18 protein-coding genes are annotated in these 21,730 nt (G+C 63.7%); 13 read left to right on the top strand and 5 right to left on the bottom strand.

Annotation, left to right across the window (positions count from 1 at the left end; translation table 11 throughout):
* From ABD283_RS08005 to ABD283_RS07985, 5 genes are all read right to left on the bottom strand, one after another.
* The coding region (locus tag ABD283_RS08005) for a hypothetical protein (protein WP_344224449.1) at positions 1-498 on the bottom strand (498 nt) is incomplete at its 3' end.
* Positions 495-1,094, bottom strand: coding sequence for a transcriptional regulator (locus tag ABD283_RS08000; protein ID WP_344224448.1), 600 nt, complete (start codon positions 1,092-1,094; stop codon positions 495-497). The genes ABD283_RS08005 and ABD283_RS08000, both read right to left, overlap by 4 nt.
* Positions 1,095-1,210: 116 nt before the next feature.
* Positions 1,211-3,826 (bottom strand): DEAD/DEAH box helicase, encoded by a 2,616-nt coding sequence (locus tag ABD283_RS07995; protein WP_344224447.1) that lies wholly within the window; start codon positions 3,824-3,826, stop codon positions 1,211-1,213.
* A 45-nt stretch (positions 3,827-3,871) separates the two neighbouring features.
* The gene (locus ABD283_RS07990; RefSeq protein WP_425552817.1) at positions 3,872-4,882 is read right to left on the bottom strand and encodes a bile acid:sodium symporter family protein; all 1,011 of its coding nucleotides are present in this window, start codon (positions 4,880-4,882) and stop codon (positions 3,872-3,874) included.
* Positions 4,879-5,535, bottom strand: coding sequence for an MBL fold metallo-hydrolase (locus tag ABD283_RS07985; RefSeq protein WP_344224446.1), 657 nt, complete (start codon positions 5,533-5,535; stop codon positions 4,879-4,881). Before ABD283_RS07985 ends, ABD283_RS07990 begins: the two co-directional genes overlap by 4 nt.
* 236 nt (positions 5,536-5,771) lie before the next feature.
* Between ABD283_RS07985 and ABD283_RS07980 the strand changes: the two genes are divergently transcribed.
* The 13 genes from ABD283_RS07980 to secG all read left to right on the top strand — a co-directional run bounded on the left by ABD283_RS07980 (position 5,772) and on the right by secG (position 21,688).
* Positions 5,772-6,371: a MarR family winged helix-turn-helix transcriptional regulator gene (locus ABD283_RS07980; protein WP_344224445.1), complete on the top strand. Its 600-nt coding sequence runs from the start codon at positions 5,772-5,774 to the stop codon at positions 6,369-6,371.
* Positions 6,368-8,164, top strand: a complete 1,797-nt coding sequence (locus ABD283_RS07975) for a DHA2 family efflux MFS transporter permease subunit (RefSeq protein ID WP_344224444.1) — start codon at positions 6,368-6,370, stop codon at positions 8,162-8,164. Before ABD283_RS07980 ends, ABD283_RS07975 begins: the two co-directional genes overlap by 4 nt.
* An 80-nt stretch (positions 8,165-8,244) precedes the next feature.
* Positions 8,245-11,247: an excinuclease ABC subunit UvrA gene (gene uvrA, locus ABD283_RS07970; RefSeq protein ID WP_425552816.1), complete on the top strand. Its 3,003-nt coding sequence runs from the start codon at positions 8,245-8,247 to the stop codon at positions 11,245-11,247.
* A 49-nt stretch (positions 11,248-11,296) separates the two neighbouring features.
* Positions 11,297-11,995: an HAD hydrolase-like protein gene (locus ABD283_RS07965; RefSeq protein WP_344224442.1), complete on the top strand. Its 699-nt coding sequence runs from the start codon at positions 11,297-11,299 to the stop codon at positions 11,993-11,995.
* Between the two features lie 8 nt (positions 11,996-12,003).
* The gene (locus tag ABD283_RS07960; protein WP_344224441.1) at positions 12,004-12,690 is read left to right on the top strand and encodes a lysophospholipid acyltransferase family protein; all 687 of its coding nucleotides are present in this window, start codon (positions 12,004-12,006) and stop codon (positions 12,688-12,690) included.
* The gene (gene uvrC / locus ABD283_RS07955; RefSeq protein WP_344224440.1) at positions 12,683-14,746 is read left to right on the top strand and encodes an excinuclease ABC subunit UvrC; all 2,064 of its coding nucleotides are present in this window, start codon (positions 12,683-12,685) and stop codon (positions 14,744-14,746) included. The genes ABD283_RS07960 and uvrC overlap by 8 nt, the downstream gene beginning before the upstream one ends.
* Positions 14,747-14,806: 60 nt before the next feature.
* On the top strand, positions 14,807-15,730 hold the full coding sequence (gene rapZ, locus ABD283_RS07950; RefSeq protein WP_344224439.1) for an RNase adapter RapZ: 924 nt from the start codon (positions 14,807-14,809) through the stop codon (positions 15,728-15,730).
* 35 nt (positions 15,731-15,765) lie between these two features.
* On the top strand, positions 15,766-16,839 hold the full coding sequence (locus tag ABD283_RS07945; RefSeq protein WP_344224438.1) for a gluconeogenesis factor YvcK family protein: 1,074 nt from the start codon (positions 15,766-15,768) through the stop codon (positions 16,837-16,839).
* 55 nt (positions 16,840-16,894) lie between these two features.
* Entirely contained in the window at positions 16,895-17,881 is a 987-nt protein-coding gene (gene whiA / locus ABD283_RS07940) for a DNA-binding protein WhiA (RefSeq protein WP_344224437.1), read from the top strand.
* A 250-nt stretch (positions 17,882-18,131) separates the two neighbouring features.
* A complete protein-coding gene (gene gap, locus ABD283_RS07935; RefSeq protein WP_344224436.1) occupies positions 18,132-19,139 on the top strand; it encodes a type I glyceraldehyde-3-phosphate dehydrogenase in 1,008 nt (335 codons plus the stop codon).
* An 89-nt stretch (positions 19,140-19,228) separates the two neighbouring features.
* A complete protein-coding gene (locus tag ABD283_RS07930; protein WP_344224435.1) occupies positions 19,229-20,452 on the top strand; it encodes a phosphoglycerate kinase in 1,224 nt (407 codons plus the stop codon).
* A gap of 84 nt (positions 20,453-20,536) precedes the next feature.
* Positions 20,537-21,352 (top strand): triose-phosphate isomerase, encoded by an 816-nt coding sequence (gene tpiA / locus ABD283_RS07925; protein WP_344224434.1) that lies wholly within the window; start codon positions 20,537-20,539, stop codon positions 21,350-21,352.
* A gap of 81 nt (positions 21,353-21,433) precedes the next feature.
* The gene (gene secG / locus ABD283_RS07920; RefSeq protein ID WP_344224433.1) at positions 21,434-21,688 is read left to right on the top strand and encodes a preprotein translocase subunit SecG; all 255 of its coding nucleotides are present in this window, start codon (positions 21,434-21,436) and stop codon (positions 21,686-21,688) included.
* Positions 21,689-21,730 lie beyond the last annotated feature (42 nt).

Here is a 21,730-nt window from a genome sequence, read left to right as displayed (position 1 = left end):
CGCTCCGAAGGGACCGGGGTCCGTGGTGCACCACAGCGCCGCGCCGGCGAAGAGCGCGGCCCACAACAGCGAGACCAGGGTGCCAATGATGAATTGCTCTCGCTGCCGTGCATTGGTGAATTCCCCGTAGCGGGCCAGACCTTTCACCGCCACCACGACACCGATGCCGGCCACGTGACCCGTCAGAAGTGAGGTAATGGTGGCCGCCCGCTCCAGGAAGCCAATGACCAACCCACCTCGCAACGGGGGAGTGACCGGTTCAGCCGGCGGTTCTTGGCTGCTCCAAGGATTGGGGCCGGGTGAGGGGCGTTCGCTGGACACATCGGCCAGGTTGAAGACCCACCGCACCACGAGGTCCCCGGAGAGCGTTCCCGCCACGAGTAGCGCCGGGTAGGCCCATTCACGGGGAACCGTACCGGCCATGGCCGTCCACACGATGGTGGTCAAGACCAGGACTGCCGGTAGGACGGCGTCCAGGAAAATACGGGAGATCTTCACCGGTCCTCCGAGCGGTCGTTGGCCAGTTCGAGAAACGTGAGAATCGTGGGGTGCACGGAGTGCTCCTGGCTCCAGAGAGCCGAAGACAGCCTGCGTGAGACCGAGGATTGAGCGATGTCCAGTTCCTGGGCGATCCGCTGCTGGGTGTAGCCCTGTTCGGCCAGATCTGTTGCTTCCCGGGCTGTGTCCGTCCGGCGTTCTCGCACGGCGCATGCGAGGGCAAGGACGGCCTGCGCGTGGGAAGCCCACTCCGACCCGCGTACGGCCGGATATCCACTTTCCTTGGAGGCGCTGACGGCCTCGCGCGCGGATACGAAAGCGGAACCGGTGGCTTCGTTGACGTTGTCCGGAAGAGGAGTAGTCACTGGCCCGATGCCCAGGCCCACGTGCCACTCACCCTCGTCGGCAAGGGAAAGGAGCACGGTGAGCGTGTCTCCCGCGTTCTCGTAGAGAGCCTGAAGCTCGTCGCCCGCGCTGATCTGCCAGTCCAAGCGCGCTTTGGGAAACGCGGCCGCGAAACGGTCACGATGCTCGAGCATCGCCAGTGACTCGGGGTCCTCACGGGAGGCCCGGCGATCCACGGTCAGTGCGTACACGCCCTCATCCTCGCAGTCAGTTCGTAGCCGGTTTCGTCTGCCGCCATGCTACATGCGGTTTGCACTGCATACTCTCCATATATGCACTAAGAGCTGCATATTGCCGACGATGATGGTCAGCTGCGACCCGTTTCCGCGATGTTGCCCACGTTGTCGACAAGTATCGCCGGGAAACCGTCCTCGTCGGAGGCGGCAAGGTCCACGCGGGCATTGATGCCCCAGTCGTGATGACCTTCCGGATCGTCGAAGACCTGTGCCACGGTCCAGTAGCCGCTGAGCCCTTCCGGGTTCTCATCGATGCGGATCAGCGCCGGCCCACGGGACTGAGCGTCCGTGTAGATGTCGTCGTATTCGTCGAAATACGCGTCCATGGCATCCGCCCAACGATCACGATCCCACCCGGCAGCCTCGTCCAGGGCCCCGAGCACTTTCTCTTTCTCCTGTGCGAACAGTTCGACACGCTGGAACATCGCATTGCGCACCATGACGCGGAAGGCCCGGGTGTTGCGGGTAACCCCTTCGGGCTGCTCCTCGACGAGTTCTTCGAGCGAGTCGGCACTGGTGCCCATGGGGGACTCCTCACCGGAGGCCAATTTCTCCCACTCGTCGAGCAGGGAATTGTCCGTCTGGCGAATGCTTTCACCGAGCCACTCGATCAAGTCGGTCAACGTTTCCGTGGTGGCGTCCACGGGGACGGTCTGCCGCAGTGCCTTGTAGGCATCCGAGAGGTAGCGCAGCAGGATGCCCTCAGAGCGAGCCAGCCCGTAGAACTGGATGTAGTCGCCAAAGGTCATGGCGCGTTCGTACATATCCCGCACCACGGACTTGGGGGAGAGCTCGAATTGGGAAACCCACGGCGCGGAACTGGAATAGGTCTCGAAGGCCTTCTCCAGCAGTTCACGCAGGGGCTGGGGATAGGTGATCTCATCGAGTTCGCGCATGCGCTCGATGTACTCCACGCCGTCCGCCTTCATAATGGCCAAGGCCTCACCCTTGACCTTCTTCTCCTGCAGGTTGAGCACCTGCCGGGGCTTCTCGAGTGTCGCCTCAATGACGGAAACGGCGTCGAGCGCGTACGTTTCCGACTCGGGGTCCAGGATGGTGAGAGCAGCCAGTGCAAACGGAGACAGCGGCTGATTCAGCGCAAAGTTCTCCTGCAATTCAACCGTAACCTTGTACCGACGGCCGGTGTCGTCCGGTTCGGGTCGTCGAACAACCACCTCCGCCCGAATGAGCTCCCGGAGGATCGCGAGAGCCTGCTTCAGCAGGGCGCGCTTGCGGGGATGCGCCTCGTCGATATTGCTGAGCAGGTGATAACCGGCAGCCAGGTTGTTCCCGGACCGCTGCAGCACATTCAGCACCATGGAGTGCGTCACGGTGAAGGAGGAGGTCAGTTGCTCGGGCTGGGCAGCGACCAGAGCGTCGAAGGTCTTGTTGCTCCAGGAGACGAAGCCCTGCGGCGGCTTCTTCTTGGTGACCTGACGCAGCTTCTTCTGATCGTCGCCGTGCTTGGCGCGGGCCTTGGCCATGGCCCGTTCGTTTTCGATGACATGTTCGGGAGCCTGAACCACCACGGTGCCCGCGGTATCGTATCCGGCTCTGCCGGCACGCCCTGCGATTTGGTGAAACTCACGCGCGCTCAAGCGGCGCGTACGTTCACCGTCAAATTTGGACAATGCCGTGATGAGCACCGTGCGAATAGGCACATTGATACCGACACCCAGGGTGTCTGTGCCGCAAATGACCTTGAGCAGGCCGGTCTGTGCAAGCTGTTCGACGAGCCGGCGGTACTTGGGCAACATGCCCGCGTGATGCACGCCAATGCCATGGCGGACCAAACGGTTGAGAGTCTTGCCGAACCCTGCCGAGAACCGGAAGCCCGCAATGAGCTCGGAGACTCGTTGCTTCTCCTCCTTGGTCAGCACATCCACGGACATGAGACTCTGGGCCTGCTCCGCGGCTTGGAGCTGGGAGAAGTGGACCACGTACACGGGGGCCTGGTGAGTGCTCAAGAGGTCCTCGAGCTCCTCGTGGATGGGACGCTCGGAGTAGTAGTAGTGCAGTGGGATCGGGCGGTCCGCGGAGGTGACCAGTTTGGTGTCACGACCGGTGACCTCCGTGAGTCGCTCCTCGATCCGAGTGACATCGCCGAGGGTCGCACTCATGAGCACGAACTGCGCCTGGGGGAGTTCGATGAGCGGCGCCTGCCACGCCCAACCGCGCTGCGGATCTGAATAGAAATGGAACTCGTCCATGATCACCACGCCCACGTCCGCGTCCGGGCCTTCGCGCAGTGCCACGTTGGCGAGAATCTCGGCCGTGCAGCACACGATGGGAGCGTCCTGGTTGACCGAGGAGTCGCCGGTCACCATGCCCACGTTCTCCGCGCCGAAGATGTCGCACAGGTCGAAGAACTTCTCCGACACAAGGGCCTTGATGGGGGCGGTGTAGTAGGACCGCTGACCATGGGCCAGACCGGCATAATGTGCCGCCACGGCCACGGTGGACTTGCCGGAACCGGTGGGGGTGGCCAGGATGACGTTCGAACCCCCGGCGACCTCCAGAACGGCCTCGTCCTGGGCGGGGTACAGCTCCATGTCCCGAGATGAGATCCACCCGAGGAAGCCCTCGTAGATCTCATCGTCGCTGAGCGGGTTAGAGGCGAAGTCCCCGCGCAGGTAGTGGTGACCGGGGGCGGAGAGTTCGGGGGCAAGGGCGTCCAGGAGTTTCATCACCGCAAGCCTATCCATACCCGCCGACAGTCATAGACCGGGCAATCAGGAACCAGCGCGAGCGTCGTCGTCGGTAGAAACTGAACGAGCGGCGGCGCGAGTATCCGCGCGGCGGCACAGCAACGCGAAAACCGCGCCGGACAAGTTGTGCCAGACGGAGAACACGGCGCCGGGCAGGGCGGCGAGCGGGGACATGTACTGCGCGGCCAGGCCGGCGGCCAAACCGGAGTTCTGCATGCCCACTTCCACGGCGGTGGCCCGGCGGACCGAAGCCGGCTGGCCCGTGAAGAGGCCGATCAGGTAGCCCAACGTATAGCCGAGCATGTTGTGGATCGCGACCGCGAGCAGGACCAGCAAACCCGCCTGGATGATCTTGTCGGCGGAGCCGGAGACCACGATGGCCACGATCGCCGCGATCCCCAGGACCGACAGCCACGGCAAGACGGGGAGCAGTCGCTCGACCAATCCAGACAACACCAAGCGCACCACGATTCCCGCGACCACGGGAATCAGCACGATCATCACGATCGACATGGCCATGGAACCGCCGTCCAGGGGCATGTACTGACCCGCGAGCCACAAAGTGAGCAGCGGAGTCAACAGCGGCGCCAACAGCGTGGAAATTGAGGTCATGGTGACCGAGACGGCCACGTCGCCGCGAGCCAGGAAAGACACCACGTTGGAGGACGTACCGCCCGGAGCGCAGCCGACCAGGATCACGCCCGCGGCAATTTCTGGTGGTAGTTGGAGCATCCAACACACGAACAGCGCGAGCAACGGCATCACCATGTATTGGGCTGCCACGCCCACCAGGATGGGCACGGGCCGTTTGACGACCAACGCGAAATCCAGGGGACGCAGCGTGAGGCCCATGCCGAACATCACCAGCCCCAGCAACGTGTTGGTCCAACCGGAGGCCTGCTGGACGGTCGGGGCAAAGAAATATCCCGCGGCACCACCGGCAAGCACCAGTACGGGGAAGACCAGCACCGCTACGTAGGCGGCACGGTCAGCGGTGGCGGCCGCGGGGTCACGCTGTCGTGCGGGCGAAGTCACCAGCCGCGCTGCTTCCATTCTTCGAGGTGCGGGCGCTCGGCACCGATGGTGGTGGGCTTGCCGTGACCGGGATGCACCACGGTGTCATCGTCGAACTCGTCGAAAATGCGTTCGGTGACGTCCTGGTAGAGCTGCTGGAAATCCTCGGGGGAGTTGGTCTTGCCCAGACCCCCGGGGAACAGCGAGTCACCGGAGAAGATGTGGTCCGGTCCCTGCGGGTCGCGGTAGACCAGGGCAATGGAACCGGGGGTGTGGCCGCGCAGCTCAATGACGTCGAGCTCGAAACCGTCCAACTCGGCCGTGTCCCCGTTGTTGAACGTGAGATCCATGGGCACGTCGATGTCGTCTTCGTCAGCGGCACCGCACGCGGTCATGGCTTCGGAGTGGGTGGCCACGCTGCCCAGAGCGCGCACGTGGTCCCAGTGGGAGTGCGTGGTGATGATGAGCTGAAGGTTTGCCCAATCGGTGCAGTCAGTGGAACCGGCGGCCACCATGCCGGCAATGGCACGGGCGTCGTCGGCGGCGTCAATGAGCACCTGGGTGCCGTGTTCCTTGGAAGTGAGGAGGTACACGTTGTTGTCCATCTCGCTCACTGAGATGCGGCGGATGGTGATCTCAGAGAGCTCGGTTACCTCGGTCTGGGTGGCGATCATGCCACGAGTGTAGGCCCAGTACGGCGAGAGGGGCCAATGTGCACTCAGCATTTCAAACGTGGTGTCCCTCGCACCGTGATGGAACCCACGCTCTATTAGTTAGACACCCTACAGAGAGCGTCATATAGTTGCATGCTGCAAGCAACTGTTCGGACATTCTGGCCGGTGTATCAAATCGGATCCGCAGTTCGCCTCACACACTTTGATGACAAGCACAGCCCACGTCGGGGGAGTCCATGAGCGTTTCTCAAGAGACCGCATCAGCGTTGGTCCAAGAGCTCTTCGAGCTGCAACGGGTGATGCGGCGGGTCCTGAAGGAGTCCACCGCGGAGCGTGAACTGTCCGTGGTGCAGATGAGCCTGTTGAGTCATTTGGCTTCCGTGCCCGCACGCCGGGCCAAGGACATCGGGGCCGATTCCGGGTTGGGTGCGTCCGTGATGAGCCGTCAGCTGAGTCATCTCGAGAAACTCGGATTCATCGAGCGAGCGCCGGACCCGGAGGACGGCCGTGCGCAACTCGTTCACATCACGCGGCAGGGACGCGAAGCCGTGGCGGACCATCTGGAGGCGGACACGCAACGCCTGATCGACCGACTGGGTGCGTTGAACGAGCACGATGCCGCACAGACCCGGCAGGGCCTCAACCGGCTGACCGAAATTTTTCTGACCTCTCTCGGCCTGGAGCGCATGACCACGTGCATGCCGCAGGTCGAACCGAACAACCCGCACGCACCTCAGGGTTCCGACCATCAGCAGGACTCGGACGATTCTGATGTGCGTGCCACACACACCCTTACTACTGAGACGACTCATCGTCTGGAGGACACCGTTCTATGAAAGCAGTCGACCCTTCGTCTGCGCGCGGCAATGACCGGAACACGGACCGCAAGGACAAGAAGACCCGGGACGAGGAGCACCGCAATGTACTGCGGGCGCTGACGGGGATCCTGGCGGCCTTCTTCATGGCCATGGTCACGCTGACCATTATTGGTACCGCCCTGCCCGTGATCATGGCGGACCTCGGTGGTGACCAGACCGCACTGTCCTGGACCGTGACGGGCACGTTGTTGGCCAACGCCATCTTCACGCCCATTTTCGGTAAGCTCGCGGATCTCTTCGACAAGAAGAAGCTGCTGTTGCTGGCGATCCTGATCTTCGTGATCGGGTCGGGCGCCGCGGGTCTTTCCACGTCCATCAGCATGTTGGTGATGGCGCGCGTGATCCAGGGCATTGGTATGGGCGGCCTCATGGCCCTGGCCCAGACCATTCTTGGCACCATCATCCCGCCGCGCGAGCGCGGCCGGTACGCGGGCTACATGGGCGCCGTCATGGCCGTGGCCACGTCGCTCGGCCCCCTGCTGGGTGGTCTGATCGTGGACCTGTTCGGCTGGCGCTGGTGCTTCCTGATCCCCGTGCCGCTGTCCATCCTGGCCGCCGGGCTGATCATCAAGACGTTGCACATTCCGCCGCGCGAACAGGAACGCAAGCCCATTATCGATCTGGGCGGTATGACCTTGCTGGCCATCGGCACGGCCTCGCTCGTGCTGTGGGTGTCATTCGCCGGCAAGATTTTCGACTGGGGCTCGTGGCAGTCCGTGGGCCTGGTGGCCCTCACCATCGTGGCGGCCGTCTTGTTCGTGATCGTGGAGCGCCGTGTACCGGAGCCCGTGATGCCGCTGAACGTGATGACCGAACGCACCACCGTGCTGGCGACGATTGCCGCGATCGCGACCGGTGCGGCCATGTTCGCGTCCACTACCTACCTGGGCCAGTACTTCCAATTGGGCCAGGGCTTCACGCCGACCGAGTCGGGTCTGCTCATGCTGCCGCAGGTGATCGGTTCGTTCGTCGGTTCCATGGTGGCCGGTCAGCTGATCACTCGATTCGGTAAGTGGAAGCGCATCCTGATCGTGGGCACCGTGATCCTGGGCGCGGGCTTGTTCTCCGCGGCCACGCTGACGCACACCACCCCGGTCTGGCTCGTGGGTATCTTCATCTGCCTGGTGGGCCTGGGTGTGGGAACGCTGAATCAGAACCTCATTCTGGCGGTTCAGAACACCGTGGGTCTCAAGGACATGGGTGCAGCCTCCTCCGGCGTGGCTTTCTTCCGCACCGTGGGCGGCGCCCTGGCGGTCTCGTTGTTCGGTGCGGTGCTCACACGTCACCTGACCAGTTCCATGGAGACCTTCGCTCGCGAACACAACGTGGATCCGTCCCAAGTGGGCGACGCCGCCTCGATCGACATGTCCGGACTGCCGCCGGCCGTCGAGGAAGCCCTGCGCTCGGCTTACGGCTCCGGCACCGCGCTGCTGTTCCTGATCGCGGCGATCGCCTCGGTGGTCACGCTCATCTGCGTGCTGCTCATGAAGGAAATCCCGCTGCGCACCACGGTGGACATCGTGGAGGTCGATCCGGAAACGGGCGAGCTGTCCGTGGTGTCCAAGCGCGTGGATCCTGTGGAGGCCGCCGGCTTGCGCATGCACACGGCGCAAACGGGTTCGCTACCGGTGATCGACCCGCAGGCGTCCGGTTTGCGTCGGTCACCGGCCGAAGAGGTCGACGACGCCGCTCGCCCCGGTTCCAGCGCAAGCTCGGCCCGATCCGACTCGAAGCGCCGGCCCAAAAACTGAGAGAATAAAAGTTCGTCCGTCGTTGCGCTGAGCGAGGATTCATCCTCGCTCAGCGTTACATGTCTGAGGTGAGTAATAGAGTGACTGCCGTGTCTGAGCAAACCCGCGAAGCCCCCGTGAAAAAGCACTCGTCATCCGTTCTTGCGGAGCAGGTCGCGTCCGAGCGCGCGCCCAAGCTGCGTGCCTCCGGAGCGTCCGATCTGACCGAGATTGTGGTTCAGGGCGCCCGTGAACACAACCTCAAGAACGTGGATCTGACCATCCCGCGCGACTCCATGGTCGTGTTCACCGGACTGTCCGGTTCGGGAAAGTCCTCGCTCGCGTTCGACACCATTTTCGCCGAGGGCCAGCGCCGCTACGTCGAGTCGCTGTCCTCCTACGCCCGGATGTTCCTGGGCCGCGTGGACAAGCCGGACGTGGACTTCATCGAGGGTCTCTCACCGGCGGTCTCGATCGACCAGAAGTCCACCTCTCGCAACCCCCGCTCCACGGTGGGCACCATTACGGAGATCTACGACTACATGCGTCTGCTGTGGGCCCGGATCGGCCACCCGCACTGTCCCGTGTGTGGTGAACCCATTACCAAGCAGACCCCGCAGCAGATCGTGGATCAACTGCTCGAATTGCCCGAGCGCACTCGTTTCATGGTGCTCGCACCCGTGGTCAAGGGCCGCAAGGGCGAGTTCGTGGATCTCTTCCAACAGCTGAGCACACAGGGCTTCTCGCGCGCCATCGTGGACGGGGACACCGTCCAGCTGGATGATCCGCCCAAGCTCAAGAAGCAGTACAAGCACACCATTGACGTGGTCGTGGACCGCCTCACGGTCAAGGCCGAGGCACGCCAGCGACTCACTGACTCCGTGGAAACCGCGCTGAACCTGGCCGAGGGCCGCGTGGTCATCGAGCTGGTCCCGCGCGAGGGTGAGGAAACGCCGTGGGCCGGCAACAGCCGGATGTTCTCCGAACATTTGGCCTGCCCCAACGAGCACACGCTGCAGACCGACGAGATCGAGCCCCGCTCCTTCTCCTTCAACGCACCGTTCGGCGCCTGCCCCGATTGTGATGGCATCGGCTCGCGTCTGGAGGTTGACGAGGACCTGGTCATCCCTGATCCGGACCTGTCCATCATCGAGGGCGCGGTGGCGCCGTGGTCCCTGGGCAAGGCGACCAGCGATTACTGGAACCGTTTGCTGGCGGGCCTGGCGGAAGAGGTCGGTTTCGATCTGCTGACCCCATGGAAGGACTTGTCCAGTAAGGCCAAGAAGGCCGTGCTCAACGGCAAGGACTACAAGGTCACGGTCTCCTACAAGAACCGCTGGGGCCGCGAACGCCGCTACACCCAGGGCTTCGAGGGTGTCTTCGGGTACATCAAGCGCAAGCACGAGGAAACTGAATCGGACCATGCGAAGGACCGCTATGAGCAGTACATGCGGCAGATCGCGTGCCCCACGTGTGACGGCGCTCGACTGAACCCCACCATCCTGGGCGTGACCGTGGGCGGGCTCAACATTGCCCAGGCAACCCACCTGCCCATGCGTGACTCCCTGGAATTCTTCCAGTCGCTGGAGCTCACCGACCGAGAGGCCCAGATCGGTGACCAGGTGCTCAAGGAAATCGTTGCTCGTCTGACATTCCTGATCGACGTTGGCCTGGACTACCTCAACCTTGAACGCGCGGCGGCCACCCTGTCCGGTGGAGAGGCCCAGCGCATTCGCTTGGCCACACAGATCGGCGCCGGCCTGGTGGGTGTGTTGTACGTGTTGGACGAACCGTCCATCGGTCTGCACCAGCGTGACAACCGGCGGCTCATTGAAACTCTGGCCCGGTTGCGAGACATGGGTAACACGCTGATCGTGGTCGAACACGACGAGGACACCATCCGCGAAGCCGACTGGATCGTGGACGTGGGGCCGGGCGCGGGTGTGAGCGGCGGCGACGTGGTGCATTCCGGCACCTACGAGGAACTGCTCGAGAACAAGGACTCCATTACTGCGGATTACCTGTCGGGACGCCGGTCGATCGAGGTGCCCGAGCGGCGTCGTCCGATTGACAAGAAGCGCCAACTGACCGTGGTGGGCGCGCGCGAGAACAACCTGCAGAATCTCACCGTGGATTTCCCCCTGGGCGTGTTCGTGTCGGTCACCGGTGTTTCCGGTTCGGGTAAATCCACACTGGTCAACGACATCCTCTACACCTCGTTGGCCAATAAGCTCAACGGCGCCAAGCAGGTACCGGGCCGCCACAAGCGGATCGACGGTGTGGACCACCTGGACAAGGTGGTGCACGTGGATCAGAGCCCCATCGGCCGTACCCCGCGCTCCAACCCCGCTACGTACACGGGCGTGTTCGATCGCATCCGTAAGTTGTTCGCGGACACCCAGGAAGCCAAGATCCGCGGCTACCAGCAGGGTCGGTTCTCGTTCAACGTCAAGGGCGGCCGCTGTGAGGCGTGCTCGGGTGACGGCACGCTGAAGATCGAGATGAACTTCCTGCCGGACGTCTACGTTCCGTGCGAGGTCTGCAAGGGCGCCCGGTACAACCGGGAGACCCTGGAAGTTCACTACAAGGGCAAGAACATCGCGGAAGTCCTGGACATGCCCATCGAGGAAGCCGCCGAGTTCTTCGCTCCGTTCACGGCCATCGCCCGCTATCTCAACACGCTGGTTGAGGTGGGCCTGGGTTATGTGCGTCTGGGGCAACCGGCGACCACACTTTCCGGTGGCGAGGCCCAGCGTGTGAAGCTGGCGGCGGAACTGCAGAAGCGTTCCAATGGGCGCACCATTTACGTGCTGGACGAGCCCACCACGGGCCTGCACTTCGAGGACATCCGCAAGTTGCTCATGGTGCTGCAATCCCTGGTGGACAAGGGCAACAGTGTCATGACCATCGAACACAATTTGGACGTTGTGAAGTCAGCGGACTGGGTCATCGACCTCGGACCGAACGGCGGCTCGGGTGGCGGCACCATCGTTGCCGAAGGTACTCCCGAGGACGTCGCCAAGAACAAGGACAGCTTCACCGGTCAGTTCCTGGCCGAAGTTCTCCAAACGTCGGCAGACCGCAAAGCAGCCGCGCAGCACTGAGCCGGAGATCATCCGGTAATAACTGCGCAATGACCGAGAGAAGGCGCCCGTGAACCCTCAGACTCCCGTGGTGTTGTGGGACCTGGACGGAACCATCCTGGATCCGGCCGGGGCCATCACCGAAGGCATTGCCGACGCGCTGTGGACGTGCGGCTTTCCCGTTCCGGAGAACCTGGAACGTTTCGTGGGCCCGCCCATTGGAGAGTCGCTGCGGCACTTCACCGAGGTGCCGGAAGATCAGATCCCTCAGGTGATCTCCGTCTACCGGGCCGGATACCTCACGGAAGGGCTCCAACGAACTCGCGCCTACCCGGGCATCGAACGAGAACTGGGCAGGCTGCAGAGACTGGGAGTCCGGCAAGCGGTCGCGACTCAGAAGCCGGAACGCATTGCCGTCCAGGTGGTCGATCGGTTCGGATTGAGCGGATACTTCGAGACCATCAGCGGTGCAGCGGATGACTTGGCGCAGCCCAAGAAGGGCCACACCGCCCTGCACGACAAGCCAGAGATCATTGGGGAGGCGCTGCGTCGACTGGACGTGAGCGAGCCTGATCCCCAACGCACGGTCATGATCGGTGACCGCAGCTACGATGCCGAGGGTGCCCACGCCCACGGGCTGGACTGTATCGGTGCGGGCTGGGGCTTCGGACAACCCGGCGAGCTCGCGGAACTGTGCGTGGCAGTGGTCAGTTCTGCCGCGGAGCTGGCAGCATGGACTGACCGGTACAACGATTCCGGGGAGGGATAGCTCGCACCATGGACAAATATCGATTGTTGCAAACATCGGTCACCACGGCGTTCAAAGCCCTGTGCCGACCCGTGGTCAGTGGTACGGACAAGGTCCCCGGCCACGGGCCCGTGATCATCGCGTCCAACCACTTGTCATTCCTCGACTCCGTGATTCTGTCCGTGATGATGCCCCGGCGCGTCAAGTTCATTGCCAAGGCTGAGTACCTGACCACACCGGGAATCAAGGGGCGGGTCATGCGCGAACTCTTCGAAATGATCGACGTGATCCCGGTAGAACGCGGTCAGCAGAGCGACTCCGTGGCGGCACTGGCTCCCGCGCTCGAGCATCTGGAACAGGGCAATATCTTTGGCATATATCCCGAAGGCACCCGTTCGCGCGATGGCTACCTGTACCGGGGCCGCAACGGCGTTGCGTACCTGGCGTACATGACCGGCGCTCCCGTGGTCCCCGTGGGCCTGGTGGGGACGCAGCGGTTGCAGCCGCCCGGGTCCAACGTGATCCGCCCGGCGCGCTTCGAACTCCATGTGGGGGACCCCATTCAGGTTCCCAAGACCGGCCCCAAGCACAACGGTCGGATGCGTAAGGAGCTCACGAACCAGGTCATGGACGCGATTGCGGAGCTGTCCGGCCAACCGCGCAAGGACACCTACAACCAGTCGCCTTCCGCGGAGAAGGATTCCGAGCGTGGCTGATCCGGCGAGCTACAAGCCGGCTCGCCAGGACATCCCCACCAATCCCGGGGTCTACCGTTTCCGTGACGAGCACGGTCGTGTCATCTACGTGGGCAAGGCCAAGAACCTGCGTAATCGGGTGTCGTCCTACTTTGCGCCGCTCCATCAGCTCTCGCCCAAGACGCGTGCCATGGTCACCACCGCGGCCGCAGTGCAATGGACGGTGGTTGGATCCGAGTTCGAGTCGCTGCAGCTCGAATACACGTGGATCAAGGAATTCTCACCGCGGTTCAACATCGCCTATCGCGACGACAAGTCCTACCCGTACTTGGCGATCACCATGGCGGAGGCTGTGCCCCGCGCAATGGTGATGCGCGGGGACAAGAAGCCGGGTAACCGATACTTCGGCCCGTATTCCCAGGCGTGGGCCATCCGGGAGACCTTGGATGCCCTGTTGCGTGTTTTCCCCGTGCGCACGTGCACCAAGGGCGTGTTCCAACGTGCCGAGCGAACCGGGCGGCCGTGCCTGCTCGCCCACATCGACAAGTGCTCTGCCCCCTGTGTGGGCACCATTTCCCGTGAGGACCACCGGGCCCTGGCCGAGGATCTGTGCCGTTTCATGTCCGGGCACGCCAAGCCCTACATCCGCGAACTCGGGCGGCAAATGCAAGAGGCGTCCGAGCGCATGGATTTCGAGACCGCGGCGGCTCGCCGCGACGACGTGGTGGCACTGGAAAAGGCCTTTGAACGCAACACCGTGGTGTTGTCCGACAACACGGATGCGGACTTCTTCGCACTGGCCGAGGACGAGCTCGAGGCCGCGGTGCAGGTTTTCTACGTGCGCGGCGGACGCATCCGCGGTCAGCGTGGCTGGATCACCGAGAAAGTCGAAGAAGTCTCGACCGGCGAGCTCGTCGAACACCTGCTGCAGCAGGCCTACGGAGAAGCCACCGTGGAGTTGAACCAAACCCAGCGCCGGGGGAGGAAGACCGCACAACAGGGCAGCCAGGACACCGTGGCCAAACACAGGCGCACGGCCGAACTGGCGTACCGCCAGGACACGGTGCCCCGTACGGTGTACGTCTCCACGGAACCGGAACAGGCCCCGGAGCTCGAGAATTGGTTGAGTGAACTCCGTGGCTCCCGCGTCACAATCTCGGTTCCGCAGCGCGGTGACAAGGCCCAGTTGTTGGAAACCGTGTCCGAGAACGCCCGTCAGGCGCTGGCGCTCCACAAGTCTCGCCGCGCCGGGGACCTGACCACGCGATCCGCCTCCCTGCAGCAGCTGCAGGAGGCACTGGACCTTCCCGATGCCTTGATGCGCATCGAGTGTTACGACATTTCCCACGTGCAGGGAACCAACGTGGTGGCCTCCATGGTGGTCTTCGAGGACGGGCTGCCGCGCAAGGGTGAGTACCGCAAGTTCGCGATCACCGGCGATGCAGCCCGTGACGACACTGCCTCCATGTACGACGTGATTCACCGGCGTTTCACCCGCCACCTCGAACAGCAACGCAAAGCTGCCGAACGCGGTGTGGCCACCGGTGAGGTCACCGCCGAACAAGCAGAAGAGGACAACGGCCGAGTCTTCGCCTACCCACCGAATCTGGTGATCGTGGACGGCGGACCGCCCCAGGTGGCCGCCGCGCAGCGTGCCCTGGACGATCTGGGCATCAACGACGTGTACGTGGTGGGCTTGGCCAAACGACTCGAAGAAGTCTGGCTGCCGGACGACGAGTTTCCCCTGATCCTGCCACGCGCTTCCGAGGGGCTTTACCTGCTCCAGCGCGTGCGCGATGAGGCTCACCGTTTTGCGATCAAGTTCCACCGCGAGAAGCGCTCCAAGTCCATGACCGTCTCCACCCTGGATGCAGTCCCTGGGCTGGGCCCGGCCAAGCACAAGGCCCTCATGAAGCACTTCGGATCAGTGAAGAAACTGCGTGCGGCAACCGCGGCTGAGATCGCCGAGGTCAAGGGATTCGGACCGGGTCTCGCCGAGCGGGTGGTTGCTGCGCTGGGCGGCGGGCAAGCGCAGTCGGCGGCGGTGGACGTGGGAACGGGGGAGTTGCTCGATTGAAACTGGACTACCCTGGGAGCGGACCCATTGCAGGCAAACAGTCAGGCGGCGCAGACGGACATGAGTAATCCAACTCCTGAGTCGGATTCCCCCACCCCCCAACTGCAACCGGTTAAACCCCCCACCTCCGAACTTCTGATCGTCACCGGTATGTCCGGTGCCGGTCGTTCCACAGCGGCCAACGCGCTCGAGGACCTGGGCTGGTACGTGGTGGACAACCTGCCACCCCAGATGCTCAGCACCCTGGCGGACCTGGTGGCGCGTACGCCGGAGACCCTGCCCAAGCTGGCCGTGGTCATTGACGTGCGCGGCAAGGCACTGTTCAACGACATGCGTGAAACGCTCGCGGCGCTGGAGAACTCGGGTGTGGAGTTCTCGGTGTTGTTCTTGGATGCCTCCGACGAGGTGCTGGTGTCCCGCTACGAGCACCAGCGCAGGCCGCACCCGCTGCAGGCCGGCGGTCGCATCCTGGACGGAATCAAGGCCGAGCGTTCCCTACTCCAGGATCTGCGCGAGTCCTCGGACTCGGTGCTGGACACCTCATCCTTCAACGTCCACGCACTCACCCGCGCGGTGGCCGATATGTTCTCGACCAACGGCCCCGTGGTGCTGCGGCTGACGGTGATGAGTTTCGGCTTCAAGTACGGCGTGCCCGCTGACGCGAACTTCGTGGCCGACGTCCGTTTCATCCCCAACCCGCACTGGGTGCCGGCCCTGCGTCCGCGTACCGGCAAGGACCCCGAGGTGCGGGATTACGTGTTCGGTCACGCCGGCACGGCCACGTTCGTCGATCGATTCACCTCCATGCTGGAGCCGGTGTTCGCCGGCTACCGCACGGAGAACAAGCACTACGCAACCATCGCGATCGGTTGCACGGGAGGTAAACACCGTTCCGTGGCGGTCACGGAAGAAGTCGCCAAGCGACTGAGCAAGTCCCCCCGCGTGACCGTCAACATCCAACACCGAGACATGGGGCGCGAGTAGTCGCAGACCCGGTGCCCTAGACCCTACGGACCACTATGAGTAACTTTCCTTCGACCGGCGCGTTGCCGCGGTTGCCCCTGAGCACCCGGCGCGACGTCGACCCGTACCATTCCTTGGACCCTGCGGCGCGCGAGGGCCTCACCGACGCCGATTCGGTGGTCGCCCTGGGCGGCGGGCACGGGCTCTCGGCGAGCCTTTCCGCGCTGCGCCTGCTCGCCCCGGCCGTTACGGCCGTGGTCACGGTCGCCGACGACGGCGGGTCGTCCGGTCGACTCCGCAACGAAATGGATGTGCTCCCACCGGGGGATCTGCGCATGGCTCTGGCCGCGCTGTGTGACGATTCCCAATGGGGCCGCACATGGCGGGACGTCATGCAGCACCGCTTCAGCGACGCCGAGCATCCCAACGAGGGACTGGACAATCACGCGCTGGGAAACCTGCTGATCGTCACCCTGTGGGAGTTGCTGGAAGACCCGGTCGACGGGCTTCGCTGGGCCGGTGCCCTGTTGGGTGCCAGGGGACAGGTGCTGCCCATGTCCCGGGAACCCCTGGTCATCGAAGGCGATATCGCGCCCAATTCCGATCCCACTAAACCGTGCCCGCCGGAACTCATCACGCGGACCGTGACGGGCCAGTCCTTGCTGGCCAAGCAGGCGGACGTGTGCAATGTACGGATCAACCCGCATGACGCGCAGGCGTGCCCGGAAGCGGTGGAGGCCATTGACCAGGCCGCGTGGGTGGTGCTTGGGCCCGGATCTTGGCACACCTCCGTGTTGCCCCACCTCTTGCTCCCGGGGTTGCGGGATGCAATCTGCAAGTCCCCGGCCAAGCGACTGGTCACTTTGAACCTGTCTCGCGATTCCGAGACCCTCGGGATGAGCACCGGTGATCACCTGCGTGTGTTGGCACGCTACGCCCCCGAACTGCGCTTGGACGCCGTGCTGGCGGATCCGACCGCGGCCGAGTCCCCGCACGACGTGGAAATGGCCGCCGCGCAACTGGGCGCCAAGGTGCACTGGGCGGATCTGCGCGATAACGACGGCTCGGCCGTGCACAACCATTTCAAACTGGCTGCGGCCTATCAGAAAATTATGAAGGCGGACGGCTGAGTAGGGATCACATCGGTACCCCGTTCATCGACCACTTACAAGGAGACGTTCTCTCATGGCATTGACCGCATCGGTCAAAGACGAACTTGCGCACCTGCAGGTCAAAAAATCCTCGGTCCGGGGTGCAGAACTTTCTGCCCTGCTGCGTTTTGCGGGCGGCCTGCACATCGTGGGCGGCAGGATCGTGATCGAGGCGGAGGTCGACACCGAGGCCACCGCGCGCCGCACGGCGCGCACCATTGACGAGGTTTACGGACACGGCACGGAATTGGGTGTGATGTCCGGCAACGGCCTGCGCCGGGATCGGACGTGGATCGTGCGCGTAGCCCGCGACGGCGAGGCTCTGGCCCGCCGCACCGGATTATTGGACGCCCACGGTCGGCCGGTGCGTGGTCTGCCGCCCGCGGTGGTCAACGGCACCGTTGAGGACGCCGCCGCCGTGATGCGTGGTGCGTTCCTTGCGCACGGGTCCCTGACGGAACCGGGGCGCGCCGCAGCCATGGAGTTCACGTGTCCGGGGCCCGAGGCCGCCCTCGCTCTCGTGGGGGCCGCCCGCCGCCTGGATGTGCTGGCCAAGGCACGGCAGGTACGCGGCATCGACCGCGTAGTGGTGCGCGACGGTGACACGATCGCGGCACTGCTCACCCGCATGGGAGCGCACCAGACACTGTTGCAGTGGGAGGACCGTCGCATGCGCAAGGAGGTTCGCGCCACGGCCAATCGGCTCGCGAACTTCGACGACGCCAATCTGCGCCGTTCGGCTCAGGCCGCAGTGACCGCGGGTGCCAAGGTGGAACGTGCCCTCGAACTGCTCGGTGACGAGGCGCCGGAACATCTGCGCGCCGCAGGCAAACTGCGCGTGGCCAATAAGCAGGCGAGCTTGGACGAACTCGGTCGGCTGTCCGATCCGCCGCTCACCAAGGACGCCATTGCCGGCCGCATTCGTCGACTGCTCGCCATGGCGGATCGCCGTGCCGAGGAGCTCGGCGTTCCGAACACGAGCGAGTTCGCGGCGGCTGCGGGTCTCTCGCAGCGGCGGTGACCCTAGCAGGCTCTTTCTAACGGAAAGTTAATGTGGGTTTATGTGGGAATTGATCGCGCTCAGCGTTCAAATTTTGACGGATGCACTGTCAAATGCCCCGGTATCTCGATAGAATAGACGCGGTAGAACAGTTCGGCTCTCATCATCCGAGAATCGACAGATGTTGGAATCTTACCGATCGTGACCGATCCAACATTGGGTCTCGCGAGGACCCGCATACCGACATTGTCAATGACAAGAGGAGATCGCAGTGACCATCAAGGTTGGCATCAACGGCTTCGGACGTATCGGACGCAGCTTCGCTCGCGCCCTGCAGACGCAGCACGGACACAACATTGAACTCGTGGCCGTCAACGACCTGACCGATCCCGAGACCTTGAAGCACCTGTTCGAGTTCGACTCGGTCATGGGCCGCATCGACGCCAAGGTCACCCTGGACGGCGACGTCATGAAGGTCGACGGCCACGAAATCAAGTTCCTGGCTGAGAAGGACCCCTCCAAGCTGCCGTGGGGCGAGCTCGGCGTGGACATCGTGGTGGAGTGCACCGGCAAGTTCACCAAGGGCCCGCAGATGCAGGCTCACCTGGACGCTGGCGCCAAGAAGGTCGTGCTGTCCGCTCCGGGCAAGGAGGTTGACGGCACCTTCGTGTACGGCGTCAACGAGAAGGATTACGACTCCGAGACCATGAACCTGGTTTCGGCGGCCTCCTGCACCACCAACTGCCTGGCCCCGCTGGCCAAGGTCATCAACGACGAGTTCGGCATTCAGCGCGGTCTGATGACCACCATTCACGCTTACACCGGCGATCAGCGTCTGCACGACGCTCCCCACAAGGACCTGCGTCGCGCCCGCGCTGCTGCCCTGAACATGGTTCCCACCACCACCGGTGCTGCCGCAGCGGTTGGACTGGTGCTCCCGGAGCTCAAGGGCAAGCTGGACGGCTTCGCCGTGCGCGTTCCCACCCCCACCGGTTCCATCGTTGACCTCACCGTGGACGTCGAGAAGGACGTCACCGTGGAGTCCGTCAACGCGGCCATCAAGAAGGCCGCCGAGGGCGACTTCAAGGGCATCATCGAGTACTCCGAGGAAGCCCTGGTCTCCAAGGACATTGAAGGCTATGACGTCTCCACCGTGTTCGACGCTCCGCTGACCAAGGTCGTGGACAACCAGGTCAAGGTCATTGCCTGGTACGACAACGAATGGGGCTACACCATTCGTTTGGTCGAGTTTGTGTCGTACGTGGCAGATAAGCTCTGAGTTAGACCTTTGAGCGGNGCCGATGCCCTGTGGGTATCGGCGCCGTTTTCATAAGGACCTGTTTTCTCACTGGAAGGGATGAACCGGACATGGCCAAATCGTTGGACGAACTGATTTCTGAGGGGGTCTCCGGCCGGCGCGTGCTCGTCCGCTCGGACCTCAACGTGCCCCTGGACGGCACCACCGTGACCGACGACGGGCGCGTGCGCGCCTCCTTGCCGGTCCTCACCAAGCTGGCCGAGGCCGGCGCCCGTGTGATCGTCATGGCCCACCTGGGCCGCCCCAAGGGTCAGGTCGATCCCAAGTACTCGATTGCCCCGGCAGCCCAGAAGCTCGACGAACTGGCAGATGAGCCCGTCAAGGTCGCGAGCGACGTCGTCGGCGAGGACGCCCAGGCCAAGGCCGAGGCTCTCCAGGACGGGGAGATCCTCGTGCTCGAGAACGTTCGCTATGACGCGCGCGAGACCTCCAAGGAGGACGCCGAGCGGCAGGAGTTCGCTGCCGAACTCGCCGCGCTCACCGGAGACAACGGTGCCTATGTGGACGATGCGTTCGGCGCGGTTCACCGCAAGCACGCGTCCGTGTACGACGTTGCGCAGAAGCTGCCCGGTTACCAGGGGGACCTGGTCAAGAAGGAAGTGGACGTTCTCAAGAAGGTCATTTCCGATCCCGAGCGTCCCTTCGTGGTCGTCATGGGTGGTTCCAAGGTGTCGGACAAGCTGGCCGTGATCGAGAACCTCATTGGCAAGGCAGACTCCCTGCTCATCGGAGGCGGCATGGTGTTCACCTTCCTGGCTGCCCAGGGCTACTCCGTGGGCGGCTCCCTGTTGGAGAAGGACCAGATCGACACCGTCAGGGGTTACCTGGACAAGGCACAGGCTGCCGGTACCGAGATCGTGTTGCCGGTGGATGTCGTCTACGCGGCCGCGTTCGACAAGGATGCCCAGAACGAGGTCCGCCCGGTCGAGGACATCGAGGGCGGCGAGATCGGTGATTCCGGTCTGGGCCTGGACATCGGGCCCGAATCCTCGAAGATCTTCGCGGAGAAGATCAAGTCCGCCAAGACCGTGTTCTGGAACGGCCCCGTGGGTGTGTTCGAGATGCCAGCCTTCGCCAACGGCACCAAGGCTGTTGCGGACGCGTTGGTCTCATCGGATGCCATGAGCGTGATCGGCGGCGGCGATTCCGCATCCGCCGTGCGCAACTTGGGCTACAAGGATGACCAGTTTGGACACATTTCCACCGGTGGCGGCGCTTCCCTCGAGTTCATCGAGGGTAAGGAGCTTCCGGGCGTGGTGGCCCTGGGCGCCTGAGTCAGCCCCCACCGAGAACGTGAGTGCCGCGCGGGGCCTGTGTTACGGCACGGGCCCCGCGCGGTCTGATTCCAAGGAGACGCTATGACCAGTAAGACCGATGGAAACTTCGACCGCACGCCCCTGATTGCGGGCAACTGGAAGATGAACATGGACCACGCGCAGGGCATCGCTCTGTTGCAGAAGCTCGCGTGGACCCTCAAGGATGCCAAGCACGACTTCCAGCGCGTAGAAGTGGCCGTGTTCCCGCCGTTCACGGACCTGCGTTCCGTGCAGTCCCTGGTCGAGGGCGACGGCCTGCAGATCGTGTACGGCGCCCAGGACCTCTCGGACCAGGATTCCGGTGCCTACACCGGCGACATCTCTGGTGAGTTCCTAGCCAAACTGGATTGCACCTATGCGCTGGTCGGCCACTCCGAGCGTCGCACGGTTCACCATGAGTCGGATGAGCTGTGCCGCGACAAGGTGCGCGCCGCCATCCGTCACAACCTGACCCCCATGCTGTGCATCGGTGAGGGTCTGGACGAGCGCCAGTCCGGCAACCATGTGGCGTTCACCCTGGAGCAGCTGCGCGGCAGCCTGGCGGACCTGAACGAGCAGGAACTCGAGGGCCTCGTGGTTGCCTACGAGCCCGTGTGGGCCATCGGCACCGGCGAAGTGGCCGGTCCGGAAGACGCCCAGGAGATGGCGGCCGCCATCCGAGAGGAGCTCGGCAAGCTCTACAGCGAGGACTTCGCGCAGGCCACCCGCATTCTCTACGGCGGCTCCGTGAAGTCCTCCAACGTGGCGAACATCTTGGGCGGTGCAGACGTGGACGGTGCCCTGGTAGGCGGCGCCAGCCTGGACGCCGAGGAGTTTGCTAAGATTGCACGGTTCGAGCAGCATCTGCTCAGCAACTAGACATTCCAGTGAGCGATCCGCGGTGAGACTCCGCGGCGCTCCTACGGTCGATCAGCGACTCCCGAGGAATTGAGGCTTTACGTGGAGCTCCTGCAGATTGTTCTGCAAGTGGTCATTGTGGTCACCAGCATCCTGTGCATCATGTTCGTCCTGCTCAACAAGGGCAAGGGCGGCGGCCTGTCCGACATGTTCGGCGGCGGCATGACCCAATCCCTCAACACCTCGGGCGCCGCCCAGAAGAATGTGGTCCGCATGACCACCATTCTGGCTATCGTGTGGGTTCTTGCCATCGTTGGGTACGCCCTCTCGTTGCGGTTCGCGCCCCCGATGGTCTGATCATCGGCAACATGGCCAAGGCCCGGAGATTCCGATCTCCGG

The sequence above is a fragment of the Kocuria atrinae genome (genome assembly GCF_039531425.1).
GTDB classification, from domain to species: domain Bacteria; phylum Actinomycetota; class Actinomycetes; order Actinomycetales; family Micrococcaceae; genus Kocuria; species Kocuria atrinae.
This window is presented reverse-complemented; position numbering and strand designations above follow the sequence as displayed.